General features: G+C 70.0%; 19 protein-coding genes and 1 pseudogene. 5 read left to right on the top strand and 15 right to left on the bottom strand.

The window, feature by feature from the left end; translation table 11 throughout:
- The first annotated feature begins 212 nt into the window (after positions 1 to 212).
- The gene (locus ABZ070_RS01295) at positions 213 to 1,274 is read left to right on the top strand and encodes a zinc-binding dehydrogenase (protein WP_356628600.1); all 1,062 of its coding nucleotides are present in this window, start codon (positions 213 to 215) and stop codon (positions 1,272 to 1,274) included.
- 85 nt (positions 1,275 to 1,359) lie between these two features.
- Here the strand turns inward: ABZ070_RS01295 and ABZ070_RS01290 are convergent.
- The 3 genes and pseudogenes from ABZ070_RS01290 to ABZ070_RS01280 form a co-directional block, all read right to left on the bottom strand.
- A pseudogene (locus ABZ070_RS01290) lies at positions 1,360 to 2,047 on the bottom strand (DUF1345 domain-containing protein).
- 471 nt (positions 2,048 to 2,518) lie between these two features.
- On the bottom strand, positions 2,519 to 3,847 hold the full coding sequence (locus ABZ070_RS01285) for a class I SAM-dependent RNA methyltransferase (RefSeq protein WP_356628598.1): 1,329 nt from the start codon (positions 3,845 to 3,847) through the stop codon (positions 2,519 to 2,521).
- Positions 3,848 to 3,923: 76 nt separating this feature from the next.
- Complete coding sequence (locus tag ABZ070_RS01280) at positions 3,924 to 5,972, bottom strand: APC family permease (RefSeq protein ID WP_356628596.1); 2,049 nt, start codon at positions 5,970 to 5,972, stop codon at positions 3,924 to 3,926.
- Between the two features lie 206 nt (positions 5,973 to 6,178).
- Between ABZ070_RS01280 and ABZ070_RS01275 the strand changes: the two genes are divergently transcribed.
- Both ABZ070_RS01275 and ABZ070_RS01270 read left to right on the top strand, forming a co-directional pair.
- The gene (locus ABZ070_RS01275; RefSeq protein ID WP_356628594.1) at positions 6,179 to 6,847 is read left to right on the top strand and encodes a TrkA family potassium uptake protein; all 669 of its coding nucleotides are present in this window, start codon (positions 6,179 to 6,181) and stop codon (positions 6,845 to 6,847) included.
- Positions 6,847 to 7,530 (top strand): TrkA family potassium uptake protein, encoded by a 684-nt coding sequence (locus ABZ070_RS01270; RefSeq protein WP_356628592.1) that lies wholly within the window; start codon positions 6,847 to 6,849, stop codon positions 7,528 to 7,530. The genes ABZ070_RS01275 and ABZ070_RS01270 overlap by 1 nt, the downstream gene beginning before the upstream one ends.
- Positions 7,531 to 7,745: 215 nt before the next feature.
- On the opposite strand, the gene ABZ070_RS01265 is transcribed toward ABZ070_RS01270, so the two are convergent.
- From ABZ070_RS01265 to ABZ070_RS01230, 8 genes are all read right to left on the bottom strand, one after another.
- Positions 7,746 to 8,489 carry a DUF3159 domain-containing protein gene (locus ABZ070_RS01265; RefSeq protein WP_356628590.1) on the bottom strand — a complete coding sequence of 248 codons (744 nt, stop codon included), beginning with the start codon at positions 8,487 to 8,489 and terminating at the stop codon, positions 7,746 to 7,748.
- Between the two features lie 3 nt (positions 8,490 to 8,492).
- Complete coding sequence (locus ABZ070_RS01260) at positions 8,493 to 8,843, bottom strand: OB-fold nucleic acid binding domain-containing protein (RefSeq protein WP_356628749.1); 351 nt, start codon at positions 8,841 to 8,843, stop codon at positions 8,493 to 8,495.
- 123 nt (positions 8,844 to 8,966) lie between these two features.
- Entirely contained in the window at positions 8,967 to 9,650 is a 684-nt protein-coding gene (locus ABZ070_RS01255; RefSeq protein WP_356628588.1) for a response regulator, read from the bottom strand.
- Positions 9,651 to 9,712: 62 nt separating this feature from the next.
- Positions 9,713 to 12,256, bottom strand: a complete 2,544-nt coding sequence (locus ABZ070_RS01250) for an ATP-binding protein (protein ID WP_356628586.1) — start codon at positions 12,254 to 12,256, stop codon at positions 9,713 to 9,715.
- Positions 12,257 to 12,473: 217 nt separating this feature from the next.
- Complete coding sequence (locus ABZ070_RS01245) at positions 12,474 to 13,205, bottom strand: ABC transporter ATP-binding protein (protein ID WP_356628584.1); 732 nt, start codon at positions 13,203 to 13,205, stop codon at positions 12,474 to 12,476.
- 244 nt (positions 13,206 to 13,449) lie between these two features.
- Positions 13,450 to 14,229 carry a DUF3710 domain-containing protein gene (locus ABZ070_RS01240; protein WP_356628582.1) on the bottom strand — a complete coding sequence of 260 codons (780 nt, stop codon included), beginning with the start codon at positions 14,227 to 14,229 and terminating at the stop codon, positions 13,450 to 13,452.
- Position 14,230: 1 nt separating this feature from the next.
- A complete protein-coding gene (gene dut / locus ABZ070_RS01235) occupies positions 14,231 to 14,743 on the bottom strand; it encodes a dUTP diphosphatase (protein WP_356628580.1) in 513 nt (170 codons plus the stop codon).
- Complete coding sequence (locus tag ABZ070_RS01230; protein WP_356628578.1) at positions 14,743 to 15,363, bottom strand: PaaI family thioesterase; 621 nt, start codon at positions 15,361 to 15,363, stop codon at positions 14,743 to 14,745. Before ABZ070_RS01230 ends, dut begins: the two co-directional genes overlap by 1 nt.
- A gap of 58 nt (positions 15,364 to 15,421) precedes the next feature.
- On the opposite strand from ABZ070_RS01230, the gene ABZ070_RS01225 reads away from it, so the two are divergent.
- Positions 15,422 to 15,880 carry a DUF3093 domain-containing protein gene (locus tag ABZ070_RS01225; RefSeq protein ID WP_356628576.1) on the top strand — a complete coding sequence of 153 codons (459 nt, stop codon included), beginning with the start codon at positions 15,422 to 15,424 and terminating at the stop codon, positions 15,878 to 15,880.
- Positions 15,881 to 15,949: 69 nt separating this feature from the next.
- Here ABZ070_RS01225 and ABZ070_RS01220 read toward each other — a convergent pair whose 3' ends face one another.
- From ABZ070_RS01220 to ABZ070_RS01205, 4 genes are all read right to left on the bottom strand, one after another.
- On the bottom strand, positions 15,950 to 16,900 hold the full coding sequence (locus ABZ070_RS01220; protein WP_356628574.1) for a hypothetical protein: 951 nt from the start codon (positions 16,898 to 16,900) through the stop codon (positions 15,950 to 15,952).
- Between the two features lie 13 nt (positions 16,901 to 16,913).
- Positions 16,914 to 17,210 (bottom strand): DUF4193 domain-containing protein, encoded by a 297-nt coding sequence (locus ABZ070_RS01215; protein ID WP_005310959.1) that lies wholly within the window; start codon positions 17,208 to 17,210, stop codon positions 16,914 to 16,916.
- Between the two features lie 381 nt (positions 17,211 to 17,591).
- On the bottom strand, positions 17,592 to 18,827 hold the full coding sequence (locus tag ABZ070_RS01210) for an ATP-binding protein (RefSeq protein WP_356628572.1): 1,236 nt from the start codon (positions 18,825 to 18,827) through the stop codon (positions 17,592 to 17,594).
- Positions 18,828 to 18,832: 5 nt separating this feature from the next.
- Positions 18,833 to 19,486, bottom strand: a complete 654-nt coding sequence (locus tag ABZ070_RS01205) for a response regulator transcription factor (RefSeq protein ID WP_356628570.1) — start codon at positions 19,484 to 19,486, stop codon at positions 18,833 to 18,835.
- 300 nt (positions 19,487 to 19,786) lie between these two features.
- Between ABZ070_RS01205 and ABZ070_RS01200 the strand changes: the two genes are divergently transcribed.
- Positions 19,787 to 19,954 (top strand): hypothetical protein, encoded by a 168-nt coding sequence (locus ABZ070_RS01200; protein WP_189888452.1) that lies wholly within the window; start codon positions 19,787 to 19,789, stop codon positions 19,952 to 19,954.
- Positions 19,955 to 20,044: the final 90 nt, after the last annotated feature.

Genomic DNA, 20,044 nt, shown 5'->3' with positions numbered 1-20,044 from the left:
ATACATACGACTTTGTCGAGCGAACATGTCGTGCGACTGTATTGAATGACACAGTCATGCTGCGGAACCCGGAAGACCCTGCGAACGTCCGGCAGGAACGGCTTGACAGACGACCTCGTCAATAGACACGGTTAAATGACATGGTCAGTCGACCATGTCGAGCGCCTGCGCTATGCACGCGCTTCCTCCACCGAACACATCGAGGTTTCCGCATGAACACCATGCTGGCCGGGCGGCTGCGCCTGGACACCCGCACCTTCGCCGTCGAAGAGGTTCCGATCCCGGTTCCAGGCCCGGGTGAGGTCCTCGTGGAGGTGCGGGCGGCCGGCGTCTGCCTGTCCGACATCCATCTGATCGACGGCAGTCTGAGCCCCTTCTTCCCCACCGACGCTGTCACGAAGGCGGGCGCCGTCACCCTCGGTCACGAGGTCGCCGGAGTCGTCCACACCTTCGGCCCGGACGTGAAGGGCGACTGGACGCCCGGACAGCGCGTGGTCCTCCAGGCCGGCGAGGCATGCGGTGACTGCCCCGGCTGCCTGCGACGGATGATGTGCCACCGGCCGATCACCCGCGGCCTCGACTACGACGGCGGCTGGGCGCAGTACGCGATCGCCCGCGAGCACACGTTGCTGCCCATCCCGGACGGTCTGCCCTTCGACGAGGCCGCGATCATCCCCGACGCGGTCTCCACCCCGTACGCCGCGATCGTGGGCACCGGCGCGGTCCGCCCCGCCCAGTCGGTCGGCATCTGGGGCGCGGGCGGCCTCGGCGCCCACGCCGTACGGCTTGCCCGGATGGTCGGCGCGGCCCCGATCCTCGCGATCGACCCGCTGCCCTCGGCCCGCGAGCGGGCCCTTCTCTTCGGCGCGGACGTCGCCCTCGACCCGCTCGCCCCGGACTTCGCGGAAGCGGTGCGGGAGGCGACGGCCGGGCGCGGCCTCGACGTCGCGTTCGACTTCGCCGGCGTGGGCGCCGCCCGTGCCCAGGCCGCGTCGGTCCTCGGTTCCTTCGGTTCGCTCGTCCTCGCCGGACTCACCCCGGAGCCGGTCGCGATCGCCGACAGCATCGGCTTCTGCTTCAACGTCAACCAGGTCCGCGGACACTACGGCTCCGAGCCGGAGCACGTGGAACAGCTCGTCGGACTGGCCGCCGCCGGACGGATCGACCTCGGCCCCTCCGTCAGCGCCCACGTCCCGCTGGCCGAAGCCGCGGACGCCGTCGCCCGGCTGGAGAAGAAGATCGGAGACCCGATCCGCCTCGTGCTCACCCCCTGAGCGGCGGGGGCGGTGGCGGGTTCGCTCCGCACCCGCGGACGAACCGGTCACCGCCCCACCGTCACCCGAGGACCGCCGGCACCCGTCAGGCGCCCCGCCCGCTGTCCAGTGCCGCGACCATGCCGGCCACGATCACCGTGTTGAAGACGAACGCGATCGTCGCGTTGGCCGCCACCGTCCGGCGCATCTCCCTCGACAGCACCGTGACGTCCGTCGTCCCGAACGTCGTCATGACCGACAGGGCGAAGTACACGAAGTCAGCCCAAGCCGCCGTCTCCCCACCCGGGAAGTCGAGCGCCGCCTCGTCCTCCACGAGGTTGTCGGCATGGAACGCGACCGCGAAGGCGACCAAGACGCAGATTCAGGCGACGACGACGAGACCGAGCGCCATCAGCACCCGCGCGGCCGCCGGAAGGGCGGAACCCAGATGCCCGGTACGCCAGACGGCCGACACCACGAGCGCCGCCGACGCGATGAGGACCGACACCCCGGGTCCCGGTGCAGTCCCCAGAAGGTAGCGCTGCAGCACGGTGCCCCGCGCCTCCCGCCGGGCCCAGCCGCGGATCCGTTCTGGCGGCGCGTTCGAGAAGGCTCTTAGCGTGACCACCAGATAGCACAGCAGGTAGGCGAACAGTGCCACCACGCCCAGGTCTGAACTCGAGGCGGACACCGACCCGGCGCGAGAACCCCAGCAGGCCAAGACGCACGGCGACACAGACCCCGACGACCGTGCTCACCGCGGACCGGCGGCGCTCGGAGAGCCACGAATGCACCGGCAGTGCCTCCTCTCGAACGCCCTACGCATACGGCGACAACTGCACGGCTCGGCGAAGGAACGTGGAACACAGCGCGATCGCACGAAAGAACGCAATGACACCAACATGACACGCCGTTGGGCTTGCTGCCGTCACGCACCCCGGCAGCATCGCACCAACCCGGCGTCGACACACCTTCGGACGTCATAGGCATGCGGACCCAGGCGGGCGGCAGGTCGTTCAACGCTCCCTAAAGGGTCACGGAACGTCACTATCGAGAAGCGGATGAGTCGGGGACAGCCAGCGACTCGGCAGCCAGCGCCCCAGCCACTTCAAGATGCCCACCGCCACACAGCCGAGGGTTCCGGCCGTCACGCATGACGACCCATCAGAAATTGTGCGCCCGTGCGTCACGTGCGTCAGATATGCGTCAAGATACCGCACCTAACGCACGTAACGCCGATAACGCACACTCGGATAAGCAGCAGGTCAGCGGCCCTTTTCGGCGGGCTCAAGGATCGCGACGCACTCGACATGGTGGGTCATCGGAAACAGGTCGAACGCCCGCAGCGTCCGCACCTTGTAGCCACCCTCGGCGAAGTACGCGATGTCCCGGGCCAGCGCCGCCGGGTCGCACGCGACGTAGGCGATCCTCCGTGCGCCCAGGCCGGCGAGGTGACGGACCGTCTGCTTGCCCGCGCCCGCGCGGGGCGGGTCGAGGACGATCAGGTCGACCTCGGAGATCCGGGTGCGCGGCAGGACGGACTCGACCTTGCCCTGCTCGATGCGCACACGGTCGAAGTGCTGGAGGTTGTGCCGGGCGTCCTCCACCGCGCGCTTGCCGGACTCGATGCCGAGCACCGCGCCCTGCTCGCCGACCCGGTCGGCGATCGCGCCCGCGAAGAGGCCGACGCCGCAGTAGAGGTCGAGCGCCATGTCGCCCTTGCGCGGCAGGAGGCCCTGCATCACGGCCTTGACCAGCATGTCGGCGGCCTGCGGGTGGACCTGCCAGAAGCCGCCCATGCCCACGCGGTACGTACGCTCGTCGGCGCGCTCGCGGACGAAGGCGCGGCCGTGGACGCGGTGCACCGAGCCGTCGCGCTCCTCGACCCGGAGGACCGAGACGGGCTTGTCCAGTTCGACGAGGGGAAGGCGGCCGCCGGGGCGGGGGGTGAGCACGACCTGACGGTCGCTCGATCCGGTCGCCGCGATCGCCTCGACCGTCTCCATCTGCGGCCAGTCCTGCTTCTCGATGCCCAACTCGCTGACGCCCGGAGCGGCGATCATGCAGTGGTCGATCGGCTGGACGTCGTGCGAACGGTGCTTGCGCAGACCCACCCGGCCCTCGGCGTCGATCGCGTACTGGACGCGCGTGCGCCAGCCGGGCACCTCGCCCGCCGGGAGCTTGTCCCCCGGCGCCGGCATGACGGTGCCGTCCCAGCCGGCCTCCTCCGGGGTCAGGCCGGCGAGCCGCTGCAGCTGCTCGGCGATGACCTCGCCCTTGAAGCGGCGCTGCGCCCCCGGCTTGGCGTGCTGCCAGTCGCAGCCGCCGCACTTGCCGGGGCCGGCGTACGGGCAGGGCGCCTCGACGCGGTCCTTGGACGCCTCGATGACGCGCACGGCGTCGGCACGCAGGAAGCGGGAGTCCTCCTCGCCCTCGGTGACCCTGGCCACGATCTTCTCGCCGGGCAGCGTGTGCCGGACGAACAGCACGCGGCCGTCTTCCGTGCGGGCGACGCAGTGGCCGCCGTGCGCGACCGGGCCGACCTCGACCTCGTACTCCTGCCCGACCAGCGAGGACTCAGGTGCGTTCTGCATGGTGGGGTGACTCCAGAGATCAAGAAGGGGGGCCCGAAGGACAAGACCCACCAGTCTACGTCGGCGGGGAGGTGCTTCAGGCCTTGCCGCTGGGCTCCTTCGGCCGCTGGTCCACGGGGCCGCGGCGCACCGAGCCGGGGGCGTTCCAGTCCTGGCGCTTCCTGGCCCGCTTCTTCGCGGCCTCGGAGGACACCAGCTGGTAGGGCACCGACGTGACCATCACACCCGGGGTGAACAGCAGCCGGCCCTTCAGCCGCAGCGCGCTCTGGTTGTGCAGCAGGTGCTCGTACCAGTGGCCCACCACGTACTCGGGGATGACGACGCTGACCACGTCCCGCGGGCTCTCGGTCCGCAGTCCCTTCACGTATTCGATGACGGGCCGGGTGATCTCCCGGTAGGGCGAATCGAGGATCTTCAGCGGCACGTTGATGCCGTGGCGCTCCCATTCCTTCTGCAGCGCCTTCGTCTCCGGGGGGTCGACGCTGATGCTGATCGCCTCGAGTGTGTCGAAGCGCATCGCCTTGGCGTAGGCGACGGCGCGCAGCGTCGGCCGGTGGACCTTGGAGACGAGAACGATCGCGTGGACGCGGGAGGGGCGGACGCTGTCGTCGCCGGGCTCGTCCGGTGCGGCGATCTCCTCGGCGACCCGGTCGTAGTGCTTACGGATCGCGGTCATCGTCCCGTAGAAGATCACCATGCCGAGCAGGGCGACCCACGCACCGTGCGTGAACTTCGTGGCGAGGACCACGACGAGCACCAGGCCGGTGAAGAAGGCGCCGAAGGTGTTGATCGCGCGGGAGCGGATCATGTGACGGCGCTTGGCCTTGTCGCGCTCCGTCTTCAGGTGGCGGTTCCAGTGCCGGACCATGCCCGTCTGGCTGAGGGTGAAGGAGACGAAGACGCCCACGATGTAGAGCTGGATCAGCTTGGTCGAGTCGGCTTCGTAGAGCCAGACCAGCAGGATCGCGGCGCCCGCGAGCAGCACAATGCCGTTGGAGAAGGCGAGCCGGTCACCGCGGGTGTGCAGCTGGCGCGGCAGATAGCGGTCCTGCGCGAGGATCGAGCCGAGCAGCGGGAAGCCGTTGTACGCGGTGTTCGCGGCGAGGAAGAGCACCAGGGCGGTGGCCGCGGCCAGCAGGACGAAGAAGAACGTGCCCTGCCCGAAGACGGCCGCCGCGACCTGCGAGATCACCGGGTTCTGCACGTAGTCGGGGCCTACGGGGACGCCGCCTGCGATGAGATCCTTCGCGGGGAACTCCGCCATCTTCACGCCGGTGGCCATGGCGAGGCCGATGATGCCGCAGAACATGGTGACGGCAAGGGCACCCATGAGCAGCAGCGTCGTCGCCGCGTTCCGGCTCTTGGGCTTGCGGAAAGCGGGAACGCCGTTGCTGATGGCCTCGACGCCGGTCAGTGCGGCACAGCCGGAGGAGAACGCGCGCAGCAGCAGGAAGAGGAGCGCGAAACCGGCGAGTCCCTCGTGCTCCGGCTTGATCTCGTAGTCGGCGGTCGGAGCGCGCATGGACTCGTCGAGGACGATGCCCTTGAACGCACCCCAGAGGATCATGATGAAGACGCCGGCGACGAAGATGTACGTGGGGATGGCGAAGAGCTTCCCCGACTCCTTCACACCCCGCAGGTTCATCAGAGTCAGCAGCACGATTATCCCGATCGCACAGAACACCTTGTGCTCGACGACGAACGGGATCGCGGAGCCGAGGTTCTCCACTCCGGAGGAGATCGACACGGCGACGGTGAGCACGTAGTCGACGAGGAGGGCGCTGGCGACGGTGAGGCCGGCCTTCGGGCCGAGATTCGTGTTCGCGACCTCGTAGTCACCGCCGCCGCTCGGGTACGCGTGCACGTTCTGCCGGTACGAGGCGACGACCGTGAACATCAGCACCACGACAGCGGCGGCGATCCAGGGGCTGAAGTGGTACGCCGACACACCCGCGATGGACAGGACCAGCAGGACTTCGCCCGGCGCGTATGCCACGGAGGACAGGGGGTCGGAAGCGAAGACGGGAAGAGCGATGCGTTTGGGAAGGAGCGTCTCCCCCAGCTTTTCACTGCGCAGCGCCCGGCCGATCAGGATCCGTTTGGGGACGTCGGTCAGTTTGGACACGCTGAGGATCGTAAGCGTTCAATATGAGCCAAGCCCAACCAGCGGCCCACAACCTGCGAGATCTTAACGCTTCTGCTCCACCGTGCCCTCTTGACGGACCGCACGGATCCGCTGGACGCCCCGCACGTATCCGCACAGGGCGGAGTCTGAGACCCTGTATTGCCTTATTGACTTGTACCGCCATTGACAGAGCCGGAAGGACGGTCGTGCACATCGTCATCATGGGTTGCGGGCGAGTGGGAGCCGCTCTCGCGCAGACCCTGGAGCAGCAGGGGCACACGGTCGCCGTCGTCGACCGGGACCCCACCGCCTTCCGCCGGCTGGGATCCGGGTTCGGCGGCCGTCGCGTCACCGGCGTCGGCTTCGACCAGGACACCCTGCGCGAGGCGGGCATCGAGGATGCCGGCGCGTTCGCCGCCGTCAGCAGCGGCGACAACTCCAACATCATCGCGGCGCGGGTGGCGCGCGAGATGTTCGGCATCGAGAACGTCGCGGCGCGTATCTACGACCCCCGGCGTGCCGAGGTCTACCAGCGCCTGGGCATCCCGACGGTCGCCACCGTGCGCTGGACCGCCGACCAGATGCTGCGGCGGCTGCTGCCGTCCGGCGCGGAGCCGCTGTGGAGCGATCCGAGCGGCGCGGTCCAGCTGGCTGAGGTGTACACGTCGCCCGCGTGGATCGGCCACAAGGTCAGCAAGCTGCAGGACGAGACGGGCGTGCGGGTCGCCTTCCTCACCCGGCTGGGCGAGGCGATCCTGCCGACTTCCCAGACGGTGCTGCAAGAGGGTGATCTCGTGCACGTGATGATGCGTACGGACGAGATCGCGAAGGTCGAGGAGGCCTTCACCGAAGGCCCCGAGGAGGGCGGTCACTGATGCGGGTCGCTATTGCGGGCGCCGGTGCGGTGGGCCGTTCCATCGCGGGCGAGCTGCTGGAGAACGGGCACGAGGTACTTCTCGTCGACAAGGCACCGACCGCCATCTCGGTCGAACGCGTGCCGCAGGCCGAATGGCTGCTGGCCGACGCCTGCGAGATCACGTCCCTGGACGAGGCGGCGCTGCAGCGCTGCAACGTGGTGATCGCCGCGACCGGTGACGACAAGGTCAACCTGGTGGTCTCGCTGCTCGCCAAGACGGAGTACGGGGTCCCGAGGGTCGTCGCGCGGGTCAACAACCCGAAGAACGAGTGGCTCTTCAACGAGTCGTGGGGTGTGGACGTCGCCGTCTCCACACCGCGCCTGATGTCGGCGCTGGTTGAGGAGGCGGTGAGCGTCGGCGACCTGGTGCGGCTGCTGCGCTTCAGCCACGGTGACGCGAACCTCGTCGAACTGACGCTGCCGCCGGAGTCGGCGCTGGCGGGTACGCAGGTGGGCGCGGTGGCGTGGCCGCAGGACACCTCGCTGGTCACGATCATCCGTGGCTCGCGGGTCCTCACACCGAGCCCTGAGGAGACTCTCGAGGCGGGCGACGAGCTGCTGTTCGTGGCGGCGCAGGCGCGGGAGGAACAGCTGGAGGACCTCCTCTCGGTCCGCCGCGAGCTCCCTCCGTCGGAGGCGTAACCCGCCCCCGGGGGTGGGCGGCCCCCTGCCCCGGGGTGGGTGCGGGGGCCGGGGGCTCGACCCCGCCCCCTCCAGCCGGCCCCAGAACCACACGGCCGGTACGGGCTTCCCCAGCAGTCCCGGATACGCACCCGGACGCCAGGTGGGCAATGGGCCGCGTTCGAAGACGAGCCGGACGGCACGCCGAACCACCCGGCCACGCCCGTCACCCAGCGTTACCCCTCGCGCTGCTGCGCAGCCGCCGCTTTGCGGGCCTCTTCGGCCCGTTCCTCCGCCTCCATCTCGGCGAAGACGTCGATCGGCGGCGGAGCCTTCGCGAGGAAGACCCACGTCAGATAGACCGCCAGCAGGAACGGCGGGATCTTCAGGGTCACCAGGACCCAGCCGAGCTGCGTCGTGTCCGCCCACCAGTACAGGGGGAACAGGATCGCGCATTTGGCGAGCAGGATCAGGCCCCAGGCCCAGCTGGCCTTGGCGTAGGCCTTCTTGCGGCCCGGGTTGCGGGTGCGCCAGGAGAGATTCTCCTTGAAGACCGGGCCGAGCATCAGGCCGATCAGGGGGACGCCCGCGAGCGTCGTGACGATGTACGCCAGCGCCAGGCCGAGCGTGTACAGCATGCCCGGCAGATAGAAGTCCTTCGCGTTGCCGGTCATCATCGCGAACACGACACCGAAGGCCACGCCGAAGACGCCGCTGAACGCGTGCTTGACCGTGTCCCTGCGGACGAGTCGGACGGCCACTAGCACCAGCGCGGTGGCGAGCGCCGCGATGGCGGAGACGTGCAGGTCCTTGTTGATCGTGTAGATCGTGACGAAGAGCAGTCCCGGCAGGACCGTTTCCACCATGCCGCGCACGCCGCCGAAGGCTTCGAACAGCGCGGCCTCCGTCACGGTTTTCGTGTCCGTGTCGGTGTCCTGCTGATCGTTCGTCGTGGGGGTCGGCTTGTCGACAGACGCCACCGGCTACTCCTGTCCGAGTGGTCGGAGTTCGTATTTGGGATTGAACAGCACCCGTCGACCGTGGCTCATCGAGATCCGGCCCGATGCGATCAGTCTGCGGCCCGGCTCTATGCCCACGATGGAGCGGCGGCCGAGCCAGACGACGTCCAGCGGGGCCGTGCCGTCGAAGAGCTCCGCCTCCAGTGCGGGCACACCGGCCCGCGGACGCAGGGTGACCGTGCGCAAGGTACCAGTCACTCTGACGACCTGGCGGTCGTTGCATTCGGCGATGCGGATACACCCCGATGCCTGTGCGTCCTCCTGGAGCTCCTCGGACTCGAGGTCCTGCTGCGAGCTGGAGAGCCGGTCGAGCATGCGACGGAAGCGGCCGGCCGGTTTGGCCGCCGTCCGGTCCTTCGCCGCTTTCTCCGACGCCGCCTTCGCGGAACGGGGTACAGCACTCATGGAGAAAGCCTACCGGCCGCCACCAGGCCCACATCAACGTTCGAAGCGGTATCCCATGCCTGGTTCGGTGACGAAGTGTCTCGGGTGCGACGGATCGGCCTCCAGTTTGCGGCGCAACTGGGCCATGTAGACGCGCAGATAGTTCGTCTCTGTGCCGTACGAGGGGCCCCAGACCTCCTGGAGCAGTTGCTTCTGGCTGACGAGGCGCCCGGTGTTGCGCACCAGCACTTCCAGGAGGTGCCACTCGGTCGGGGTGAGGCGTACGTCACGGCCGTCCCGGTTCACCTTCTTCGCCGCCAGGTCGACGGTGAAGCCCTCGGCCTCGACCGTCGTCACGTCGTCCTCCCCGCCGACGGGCTCGGCCCGGCGGACGGCGGCGCGCAGCCGGGCGAGGAGTTCGTCCATGCCGAAGGGCTTGGTGACGTAGTCGTCGGCTCCGGCGTCGAGGGCCTGGACCTTCTCGTCGGAGGAGTGGCGGGCGGACAGGACGAGGATCGGCACGCGGGTCCAGCCGCGCAGGCCCTTGATGACCTCGACGCCGTCCATGTCGGGCAGTCCGAGGTCGAGGACGACGACGTCGGGATGGCGGGCCGCGGCCAGTTCGAGGGCGGAGGCGCCGTCGGGGGCCGCGTCCACCTCGTACTTGCGCGCCTTCAGGTTGATCACGAGGGCGCGTACTATCTGCGGCTCGTCGTCGACCACGAGCACCCGGGTCATGTGCTGCCCGCCTTTCTGCCCGTGCGGGCTGCTTCCACTGCTGGTGCGTTCCCGGCCGGCCGTCATGAGGTGACCTCCGCGGGGAGGCCGGCTCCGGTGCGCCCGTGGCCGGGGACGGCCGCGAGGGTGAGGACCATGGTCATACCGCCGCCGGGGGTGTCCTCCGCCGTCAGCGTGCCGCCCATCGACTCCATGAACCCGCGGGCGACGGCGAGTCCGAGACCGACACCCGCGCCGCGCGGGGCGTCGCCGTAACGCTGGAACGGTTCGAAGATCCGCTCCTTGGCCTCGTCGGGTACGCCCGTGCCGCGGTCCGTGACGCGCAGTTCGACCCGCTCCCCGAGGGCGCTGGCAGCGACCTTTACGGGGGTGTCGGCGGGGCTGTACTTGACGGCGTTCTCGACGATGTTGGCGACGGCCCGCTCGAGCAGCCCCCGGTCCACGGCCACCATCGGAAGTGTCTCGGGGATGTCCAGCTCGACGCTCTCGACCGGTACGCCGACGAGCGCCAGCGGAATCACCTCGTCCAGGCCGGTTTCGCGGATGAGGGGGGTGACGGTCCCGGTCTGCAGCCGCGACATGTCGAGCAGGTTCCCGACCAGGTGGTCGAGACGGTCGGCCCCCTCCTCGATGCCGGCCAGCAGTTCGGCCTCGTCCTCGGCGGACCAGGCGACGTCGTCGGACCTGAGGGAGGTGACGGCGGCCTTGATGCCGGCCAGCGGGGTGCGCAGATCGTGGCTGACGGCGGCGAGCAGGGCGGTGCGTATCCGGTTGCCCTCGGCGAGTTCACGGGCCTGCTCCGCCTCGCCGACGAGGCGCTGCCGGTCCACGACGACGGCGGCCTGGGTGGCGAAGGCGGCCAGCACACGGCGGTCCTCGGCGGGCAGCACGCGGCCGGAGAGGGCCATCGCCATATGGTCGCCGACGGGCATGTCCACGTCCGCGTCGTCGGGGCGGACGGCCGGCGCGGGTCCGACGCCGGCCGTGCGGGTCCATGGGTCGACGTCGCTCTCCCGCTCCAGCAGCGCTACGGACTCCATGGCGAAGGTCTCGCGTACCCGCTCCAGCAGGGCGTCCAGCGCCGTCTCGCCGCGCAGGACGCTGCCGGCGAGGAACGAGAGGATCTCGGACTCGGCCCGCAGCCGCGCAGCCTGGTGCGTGCGCCGGGCGGCCAGGTCCACCACGGAGGCCACCGCGACGGCGACCGCGAAGAAGATCACGATGGCGACGAGGTTCCTGGGCTCGGCGATGTCGAGCGTGTGGGTCGGCGGGGTGAAGTAGTAGTTCAGCAGCAGCGAGCCCACAGCGGCGGAGGCGAGGGCGGGCAGCAGCCCGCCGAGCAGGGCGGAGATCACCGTGAGGAAAAGGAAGAGCAGGACGTCGTTGGCCAGTCCCGGCCCGTTCTCGAGGCTGGTGAGCAGCAGCGAGAGCAGCACGGGAGCGACGACGCCCACGAGCCATCCGGCGATGATCCGGGAACGGCCGAGACGGGCACCCCGGGCGCCGGGCAAACCGCGCCCTTTGCCCGCCTCGTCGTGGGTGACGATGTGGACGTCGAGGTCGGGCCCGGAGTCCCTGGCCACGCTCGCGCCGACGCCCGGCCCGAAGAGGTACTGCCAGGCCTTGCGGCGGCTGGAGCCGAGCACGATCTGCGTCGCGTTGACGCCGCGCGCGAACTCGAGCAGCGCGGAGGGCACGTCGTCGCCGATGACGTGGTGGAAGGTGCCGCCGAGGTCCTCGACGAGGGTCCGCTGTACGGCGAGTTCCTTGGGCGAGGCGGAGGTCAGTCCGTCGCTTCGGGCGATGTAGACGGCGAGGATCTCGCTGCCGGAGCCCTTGGCCGCTATGCGCGCCGCGCGGCGGATGAGGGTACGGCCCTCGGGGCCGCCGGTGAGGCCCACGACGATGCGTTCACGTGCCTGCCAGGTGGAACGGATGTTGTGCTCGCCGCGGTACTGCTGGAGGTACTCGTCGACCCGGTCGGCGAGCCAGAGGAGGGCGAGTTCGCGCAGGGCGGTGAGGTTGCCGGGGCGGAAGTAGTTGGAGAGCGCCGCGTCGACCTTGTCGGGCTGGTAGATGTTGCCGTGGGCCATACGACGGCGCAGTGCCTGCGGCGCCATGTCGACGAGCTCGATCTGGTCCGCCCTGCGGACCACTTCGTCGGGGATGGTCTCCCGCTGCCGTACGCCGGTGATCGTCTGGACGACGTCGCCGAGTGACTCCAGGTGCTGGATGTTGACGGTCGATATGACGTCGATGCCCGCCCCGAGGAGTTCCTCGACGTCCTGCCAGCGTTTGCCGTTGCGGGAGCCCGGAACGTTGGTGTGGGCGAGCTCGTCGACGAGGGCGACCGCGGGGCGGCGTTCCAGCACGGCGTCGACGTCCATCTCGGTGAACAGGGCGTCGCGGTAGGTGATGTCTCGTCGCCGGATCTGCTCGAGCCCGTGCAGAAGCACTTCGGTGCGGGGCCGGTCATGGGTCTCGACGAAGGCCACCACGCAGTCGGTGCCGCGCTCCACGCGGCGGTGCGCCTCACCAAGCATGGCGTACGTCTTGCCGACGCCCGGCGCCGCGCCGAGGTAGATCCGTAGCTTGCCGCGTCCCATGGCCTCATTGTCTTTCGAACACTGCGTTGCGCAGCGTCGACCTTACGTCGAACAGAACGGGCGAAGCGGTCGGTCCGGGACTGCGGGGTGCGTATTGACGCGATTCTGATGCGGTCGGCGGGGGTGGGCGTGAGGGCCTGACCGGCGGATCGGTTCGGGACAGGCACCGGGGCGCTCGACCCGTGTGGGGTCGGCACGGCGAAGACCGGTCACGGGCTCAGTGTTCGACGAGCTCGCCGTCGCCGAGTTCCAGCACCCGGTCGGCGAGCCCCAGGAGCTGGGCGTCGTGGGTGGCGACGAGGGCAGTGACGCCCTCGCTGCGGACGACCGCCCGCAGCAGCTCCATCACGGCCAGGCCGGTCTCGGCGTCGAGCTGACCGGTCGGCTCGTCCGCGATCAGCAGCGCGGGCCGGTTGGCCAGCGCGCGGGCGATGGCGACGCGCTGCTGCTGGCCGCCGGAGAGCTCTCCGGGCCGCTGTGCGGCGTGGTCGGCGAGGCCGACCAACGCGAGCATCAGCTGGACGCGCTCCTCCCGCTCACGCGGGTCCGCCCTGCGCAGCCGCATCGGCACTCCGACGTTCTCGGCGGCGGTCAGGATCGGGATCAGCCCGAAGGACTGGAAGATGAAGCCGATCCGGTCCCGGCGCAGCTCCAGCAGCCCGTTCTCGCCGAGTTCGGACAGGTCGGTGCCGTCGACCGTGATGCGGCCCTGGTCCGGGGAGTCGAGGCCCCCGACGAGGTTGAGGAGTGTGGTCTTGCCGGAGCCGGAGCGGCCCTTGAGCGCGACCAGCTCTCCGCGCGGGATCTCGAAGGACACCCCTCGCAGTGCGTGGACGGCCGCGGCGCCGGTGCCGTAGGAACGGTGCAGATTCTCGACCCGCACCATGGGTCCGCGGGCCGGACCCTCGGCGACGGCCGTGCCGGACTGCGCACTGCTGCTCTCGGTCATCAGAAGTCCCCCCGCTGTGGATCGTGTCCGGCTCAGTATGTGCAGGGGGCATGTGGCCGGGCAACGGTCTGGCGGGCCAACGGTCATGCGGGGCAACGGCCATGCGGGCAGAGCCGCTTGCGGGCACCCCACGGCGCCGGGCGGGGTGGAGGGCCCGTGCGCCGGTCCGCCGAACGCCCGACTGGGCCGTACCCCCGAGGAGGTACGGCCCAGTCGGTCTCGGCGCTGTCATGACGCGGAGCGGTCAGCGGACCTCGGTGATCTCGGGCCCACGCTGGAGCTGGCCCATGCCGCCCGAGAAACGGGAGCCTTCCTGCGCCTCCTGCTGGACACCTTCCGGGACCATCTGCGCGTCGTCCGGCAGCTTGAGGACGATCGGGTCGCGCGGCGCCATGGGGCCGTCGCCGCGCACGACGACGGTGTCCCGGAAGATCTGCTCGAGCAGACCGGCCGCCTGCGGCTGCACCGCGCCCTGCCCGGAGATCACTCCGCGCAGGAACCAGCGGGGGCCGTCGACGCCGACGAAGCGCACCAGCTGCACACCGCCGGTGCCGTCGGGCAGCTGCACGGGCACCTGGGCCCGCAGCTCCCAGCCGAGGGGGCCCTCGACCTCGTCGATGATGCCGCCCTGCTGGGTGATGCCGGAGGCGATCTCCTCGCGGACCTCGCCCCAGATGCCTTCCTTCTTGGGCGCTGCGAAGGCCTGGAGCTGAATGGCACTGTCGCGCAGCACCACGGTGGCCGCGACGATCGCGTCGCCGGCGACCTCGACGCGGAGCTCCATGCCCTCGACCCCGGGCACGAACAGGCCGCCCAGGTCGACCCGGCCCTCGCCGGGCCTGGAAACCTCGGAGAGGTCCCAGGGGCCGTCGGGCCTGGGCGCCGGCGGGAGGTTCACCCGGCGGGCTCCGCTCTCCTCGGCGTCCTGGTCGAGCTCGGCAGACTCGTCGGCGACTCGCTCGGCCTCGCCCGCTGCGTCCGCCGCGTCCCCGGCGGAACCACTCTTCTTGCGACGTCCGAACACGTCACTGTCCTTCCCGGTCGGATACGACCGAAGCGTATCGATTCCCACCCGTAGAGCCGTCCACGGCGGCATGACCGCCGGTGGACCCGAAGCCCCCCTCGGCCCGCGCAGAACCGGGAAGCTCCGCCACCTCGTGGAAGCGCACCTTCTCGACCTGCTGGACGACCAGTTGGGCAATCCGGTCGAACCGTTCGAACCGCACGCTCTCGCGTGGATCCAGATTGACCACGATCACCTTGATTTCCCCACGGTACCCGGCATCAATCGTCCCTGGGGCATTCACGAGGGCGACTCCGCAGCGGGCCGCGAGCCCGGAGCGGGGGTGCACGAAGGCGGCGTAGCCGTCGGGGAGGGCGATCGAGACCCCGGTGGGCAGCACCGCGCGCTCCCCGGGGGCGAGTTCGGCGGCCTCGCACGTCACCAGATCGGCGCCGGCGTCGCCGGGGTGCCCGTACGCGGGCAGCGGCACCTCCGGGTCCACTCGCCGGATCAGAACATCGACGGGGGAGCTCATCAGGGGTTCACCTCGAAGGCGCGGGCGCGCCTGATCTGGTCGGGGTCGGCCATGGCTGCCTGGATCTCCTCCGGGCGGCCGTTATCGATGAAGTGGTCGATCTTGACCTCGACGAACAGGGCGGCCGCCCGGACGGCGACGGGCCCGTCGGGGCCGCCGATCCGCCCGGTGGCGGTGGAGTAGATCTTGCGCCCCGCCACGGCGGTGACCTCGGCGTCGAGGTACAGCACGGTGTCGACCGGCACGGGACGGACGAAGTCGGTCTCGAGCTTGCCGGTGACCGCGATGACCCGGAGCAGCCAGTTCAGGGAGCCGAGCGTCTCGTCGAGGGCGGTGGCGAGCACGCCGCCGTGCGCGAGGCCGGGGGCGCCCTGGTGCGCCGGCCTGACGGTGAACTCGGCGGTGACGCGTACACCGTCCTGCGCCCGGGCCTCGAGATGCAGGCCGTGGGGCTGCTCTCCGCCACAGCCGAAACAGTGCCCGTAGTGCGAGCCGAGGAGCTCACCCGGGGCGGGTGCGTCGGGGTGCCTCACCGGCGCCTTGGCGTCGGCCGGCGGAGTCAGGGCCTTGGAAGCGGCGGGGGGCGCCGGGTCGGCCCCCGGGTCGTTCGCGTTACTCACAGGCGCAGACCTTACCCGCGCGGCTACCCGCCGGTCGCACCGTGCCAAGCTTGGATTCATGCAGCCTTCCGCCCCGCAGTACGCAGAACGTCTGACCGCACCCCGTTCGTGGTGGGTCGTCACCGCCCTCGTCGCCGTTTCGGGCGGTCTGATCCTGCTGCCGCTGGGGACCCTGCCGATGCTGGGCGGCCTGCTCGGCGCCGGCGCCCTGGCGGCCGCACTGGTCAGTTCCTACGGCTCCGCCCGCATCAGGGTGGTGGCGGGGTCGCTGGTCGCGGGAGACGCCAGGATCCCCGTCGCGGCGCTCGGCGACGCGGAGGTGCTGGACGCCGAAGAGGCGCAGGCCTGGCGCCTCCACAAGGCCGATCCGCGAGCCTTCATGCTGCTGCGCAGCTACATCCCGCGGGCCGTCCGGATCGAGGTCACCGATCCGCAGGACCCGACCCCGTACGTCTATCTGTCGACGCGGGACCCCGAAGCGCTGGCTGCCGCTCTGACGGCTGTACGCGCCGCCTGACGGGCCCTGGGGCGCGTCGCTGACCCTGGGGCCGTCGCTGACCCTGAGGCGCGTCGCCGGCCCGCCGGGTCAGGCGCCAGCCCCAGGAGGGAGTGCGTGCGGGTCCAGCGGGTTCTTGTGCTGCTCCAGCGGCGGGAGTGCGGGAAGGGCGTCCCACGGAACCTGCTTGCTGCGCAGGTCTTTGCGGACCCTGTCCGCGAGCTTCCTGGTGTCACGGCGGTTCATCGCGGCGCCGACGGCGGCACCGATCAGGAACGGCATCAGGTTGGGCAGATTGCGCACCATGCGCTTCATGATCTGCTGCCGCAGCTGTCGCTTGAGCTGAATGCCCATCGAGGCGTTGAACGTCGAGGGTTTGGCGACCTCGATCCCGCGCTCCTGGGACCAGGCGTTGAGATACGCGAGGCCGCGTTCCGTGAGATTGCCGGGCGCCCGCAGACCGTAGACCTCGTGGAGCTCGGCGATGAGCTTCAGCTCGATGGCCGCCACACCCACGATCTCCGCCGCGAGCTCGGCCGGCATGGCCGGCGGCACGGGCATCATCGCGGCGGCGCCGATGCCGGCGCCGACCGTGGAACTCGCGTTCGCCGCTCCCGCGACGAGCTTGTCGGCAAGCTGCTCGGGTGTGAGGCCCGGGAACTGCTTGCGCAGTTTCTCCAGGTCGCGCACCGGGATGCGCGGCGCGTTGTCGATCAGGACGTCGGCGATGTGGGCCAGCGCGGCCTTGGCGCTCTCCTTGCTCTTCGCCAGCCGCCCCCTGGCCCCTTGCCCGCCCTTGATGACGCCGTGCCTGGCGGCGGCCAGGCGCCGGGCCCTGGTCGGGGGCCCTGCCTGGCCTGCTGCCTCGAGCGAGGCCGGCAGGCCCCGCTCCGCGTCCTCGATCGCCCAAGGCGGCAGTGACGCGGCAGCGCCCTGCGTGGGCGCCTCCGCGCCCGGCAGTGGGCCTGTACCGCCCTGGTGCGCCTCCGGCTTCTCCTGACGCCGGAAGCGCCGCTTCCTGGGCGGTTTCTCGCCTGCCACTGGCGGCCTGCCTCTAGTCGCAGTCGCGGCAGATCGGCTGGCCGTTCTTCTCGCGTGCCAGCTGGCTGCGGTGGTGCACGAGGAAGCAGCTCATGCAGGTGAACTCGTCGGCCTGCTTGGGCAGGACCCGGACGGCGAGTTCCTCGTTGGACAGGTCGGCTCCGGGGAGCTCCATGCCCTCGGCGGCCTCGAACTCGTCCACGTCGACGGTCGAGGTCGACTTGTCGTTCCGCCGGGCCTTCAGTTCTTCAAGGCTGTCCGAATCGACGTCGTCGTCGGTCTTGCGTGGGGTGTCGTAGTCCGTTGCCATGTCGCTCTCCCCCTCTGGGTGGTTGCGGTGTCTCCAGCGCACGTAACGCGTGAGAGGCCGGACTTGTGCCCGACCTGAGGCGGAGATTTTGCCTCACATCAAGGTCTGTTACTCAATCGACACCCAACCGGACCTCTGAAGAGGGATCGGGTTGGATGGCGATGGGGACCGTACACGGTCCGTGGACGCGCTTCGCGAGCGCCACCCCGTGTACTTCCCGTGATGTCACCCCCCGGAAACCCAGGCTTTTCCCGGCTTTTCGCAGGATCCTTGATCACGGAGAGTGGATGGGCCGGATTCGACCCATGTGATCGATCGCACATCTATTCGCTGGGGGCCGTTTCCGAAAATTCCGCTTAAAGCGAACAGCGGCCCGGCTCGTCAGACGGGAAGCGTGACGCGCATCACCAGGCCGCCTCCCTCGCGGGGCACCGCGGAGATGCGGCCGCCGTGGGCGCGGGCGACCGACCGCGCGATGGAAAGCCCCAGGCCGACGCCCTTGTCGCTGCCCGTGCGCTCCTGGCGGAGCCGCCGGAACGGCTCGAAGAGGTTGTCGATCTCGTACGCCGGGACCACGGGGCCCGTGTTGGTGACCAGCAGGACCGCATGACCCTGCTCGACCTCCGTGGCCACCTCCACCCAGCCCTCCTCCGGGACGTTGTAGCGGACGGCGTTCTGCACCAGGTTCAGGGCGATCCGCTCCAGCAGGACACCGTTGCCCTGGACGACGGCCGGCGCGCGCTCACCGCGTACCTCCACACCCTTGGCGGCGGCCTCGGCGTGGACCTGGTCGATGGCGCGCGAGGCGACCTCCGCCAGGTCCACGGGCTTGCGCTCGACGATCTGGTTGTCGCTGCGGGCGAGCAGCAGCAGGCCCTCGACGAGCTGCTCGCTGCGCTCGTTGGTGGCCAGCAGCGTCCTGCCCAGCTGCTGGAGCTCCACCGGTGCCCCTGGGTCGGAGAGGTGGACCTCCAGCAGGGTGCGGTTGATCGCCAGCGGCGTACGCAGCTCGTGGGACGCGTTCGCCACGAATCGCTGTTGGGCGCTGAAGGCGCGCTCCAGCCGGTCCAGCATCTCGTCGAAGGTGTCGGCGAGCTCCTTGAGCTCGTCGTCGGGGCCGTCCAGCTCGATCCGCCGGGACAGGTCGGAGCCGGCCACCTGACGCGCGGTGCGGGTGATCCGGCCGAGCGGCGACAGGACCCGGCCCGCCATTGCGTACCCGAATGCGAACGCGATGATACTGAGGCCCAGCAGCGCGAACAGGGAGCGTCGCAGCAGGTCGTCCAGGGCCAGCTCGCGCTGGTGTGCGAGGCACGTGGAGACGGCCTGGTTGAACTGCTCGCCGGAGCCCTCCTCGGGGAGCGTGCACCAGTCCGTGGTGGGCTGGACCTTCCCCTCGACGATCTTGAAGGGCAGTTCGGCCACACCGACGTTCAGCGCCTGCGCGGTGAACAGATAGATGATCGACAGCAGCAGGATGCCCGCGATCAGGAACATTCCGCCGTAGAGCAGCGTGAGCCGTATCCGGATGGTCGGCCGCAGCCACGGGCGGACCGGCTCCCTGGGGTCCCAGGTCGGTTTCGGAGGCGCCCCCGGAGGCGCGGGAAGGGTGGCCACCCCGATCAGATCCGGTAGCCCGAACCGGGCACCGTGACGATCACGGGAGGCTCGCCGAGCTTGCGGCGCAAGGTCATCACGGTCACGCGCACGACGTTCGTGAACGGGTCCGTGTTCTCGTCCCATGCCTTCTCCAGCAGCTGCTCGGCCGAGACGACCGCCCCCTCACTGCGCATGAGCACCTCCAGGACCGCGAACTCCTTCGGAGCGAGCTGGATCTCCCTGCCGTCCCTGAAGGCCTCGCGGCGGTTCGGATCGAGCTTGATGCCCGCGCGCTCGAGCACCGGCGGCAGCGGCACCGTCGTACGGCGTCCGAGCGCGCGCACACGGGCGGTGAGCTCGGTGAACGCGAACGGCTTGGGCAGATAGTCGTCGGCGCCCAGTTCGAGGCCCTCCACGCGGTCGCTGACGTCACCCGAGGCCGTCAGCATCAGCACCCGGGTGGGCATGCCGAGCTCGACGATCCTGCGGCAGACGTCGTCACCGTGGACCAGCGGGAGGTCGCGGTCGAGCACCACCACGTCGTAGTCGTTGACCCCGATGCGCTCCAGGGCGGCGGCGCCGTCGTACACGACGTCGACCGCCATGGCCTCCCGGCGCAGTCCGGTGGCCACCGCATCGGCGAGCAGCTGCTCGTCCTCGACGACGAGTACGCGCACGTCGCTCTTCCTCTCTCCGGAGCCCGTCAGGGTGACAGGGCAGGTCTGCGCACTGACTGTGCGGATCCATCCTGCCCGTTACGCGCGTAAACCGGATGTAAGGCGAATGGGCCCGACCTGCGGCCCGAGGAATATCAAGGATTTGCGGGACAGTTGAGGTTTCCACCCGGGAAGGCCTGGGGAGGACGACTGCACACCCCGATCACGCCCTGTATGTGGCACACCACGACCTGTTCCAGGGTTGATCAACCCACCGTCGGCACACCCCCGTGCCACCGACCTACGACGAGGGGGCGCATCATGGACGCTTTCACCGCCGGACTGCTGCAGCGCATAAAGGCCGCCGAGACGGACCTCACGATCGCTCGGGAGACGGGCGACGACTTCCTCGCGGACGTCGAGCAGGCGGAGCTGGACGACCTGCACCGCCTGGCCGCCGAGCACGGGGTCAACCTCACGGCAGCCTGACGCTCACGGGCGCACCACTGCCGGGTCCTCGACAGCCATATGGGCTTCGAGGAGGACCGCATCGGCTGCTCCTGGCTGCCCCCGTACCAC

The sequence above is a fragment of the Streptomyces sp. NPDC006283 genome, assembly GCF_040613325.1.
In the GTDB taxonomy this organism is placed as follows: domain Bacteria; phylum Actinomycetota; class Actinomycetes; order Streptomycetales; family Streptomycetaceae; genus Streptomyces.
This window is presented reverse-complemented; position numbering and strand designations above follow the sequence as displayed.

Excerpts from the sequence above, each read along its gene's own strand:
- ABZ070_RS01295 (WP_356628600.1), top strand. The coding sequence starts at position 213 with ATGAACACCATGCTGGCCGGGCGGCTGCGCCTGGACACCCGCACCTTC.
- ABZ070_RS01285 (WP_356628598.1), bottom strand. The coding sequence starts at position 3,847 with ATGCAGAACGCACCTGAGTCCTCGCTGGTCGGGCAGGAGTACGAGGTC.
- ABZ070_RS01270 (WP_356628592.1), top strand. The coding sequence starts at position 6,847 with ATGCGGGTCGCTATTGCGGGCGCCGGTGCGGTGGGCCGTTCCATCGCG.
- ABZ070_RS01260 (WP_356628749.1), bottom strand. The coding sequence starts at position 8,843 with ATGCTCGACCGGCTCTCCAGCTCGCAGCAGGACCTCGAGTCCGAGGAG.
- ABZ070_RS01255 (WP_356628588.1), bottom strand. The coding sequence starts at position 9,650 with ATGACCCGGGTGCTCGTGGTCGACGACGAGCCGCAGATAGTACGCGCC.
- ABZ070_RS01250 (WP_356628586.1), bottom strand. The coding sequence starts at position 12,256 with ATGGGACGCGGCAAGCTACGGATCTACCTCGGCGCGGCGCCGGGCGTC.
- ABZ070_RS01245 (WP_356628584.1), bottom strand. The coding sequence starts at position 13,205 with ATGACCGAGAGCAGCAGTGCGCAGTCCGGCACGGCCGTCGCCGAGGGT.
- dut (WP_356628580.1), bottom strand. The coding sequence starts at position 14,743 with ATGAGCTCCCCCGTCGATGTTCTGATCCGGCGAGTGGACCCGGAGGTG.
- ABZ070_RS01225 (WP_356628576.1), top strand. The coding sequence starts at position 15,422 with ATGCAGCCTTCCGCCCCGCAGTACGCAGAACGTCTGACCGCACCCCGT.
- ABZ070_RS01215 (WP_005310959.1), bottom strand. The coding sequence starts at position 17,210 with ATGGCAACGGACTACGACACCCCACGCAAGACCGACGACGACGTCGAT.
- ABZ070_RS01200 (WP_189888452.1), top strand. The coding sequence starts at position 19,787 with ATGGACGCTTTCACCGCCGGACTGCTGCAGCGCATAAAGGCCGCCGAG.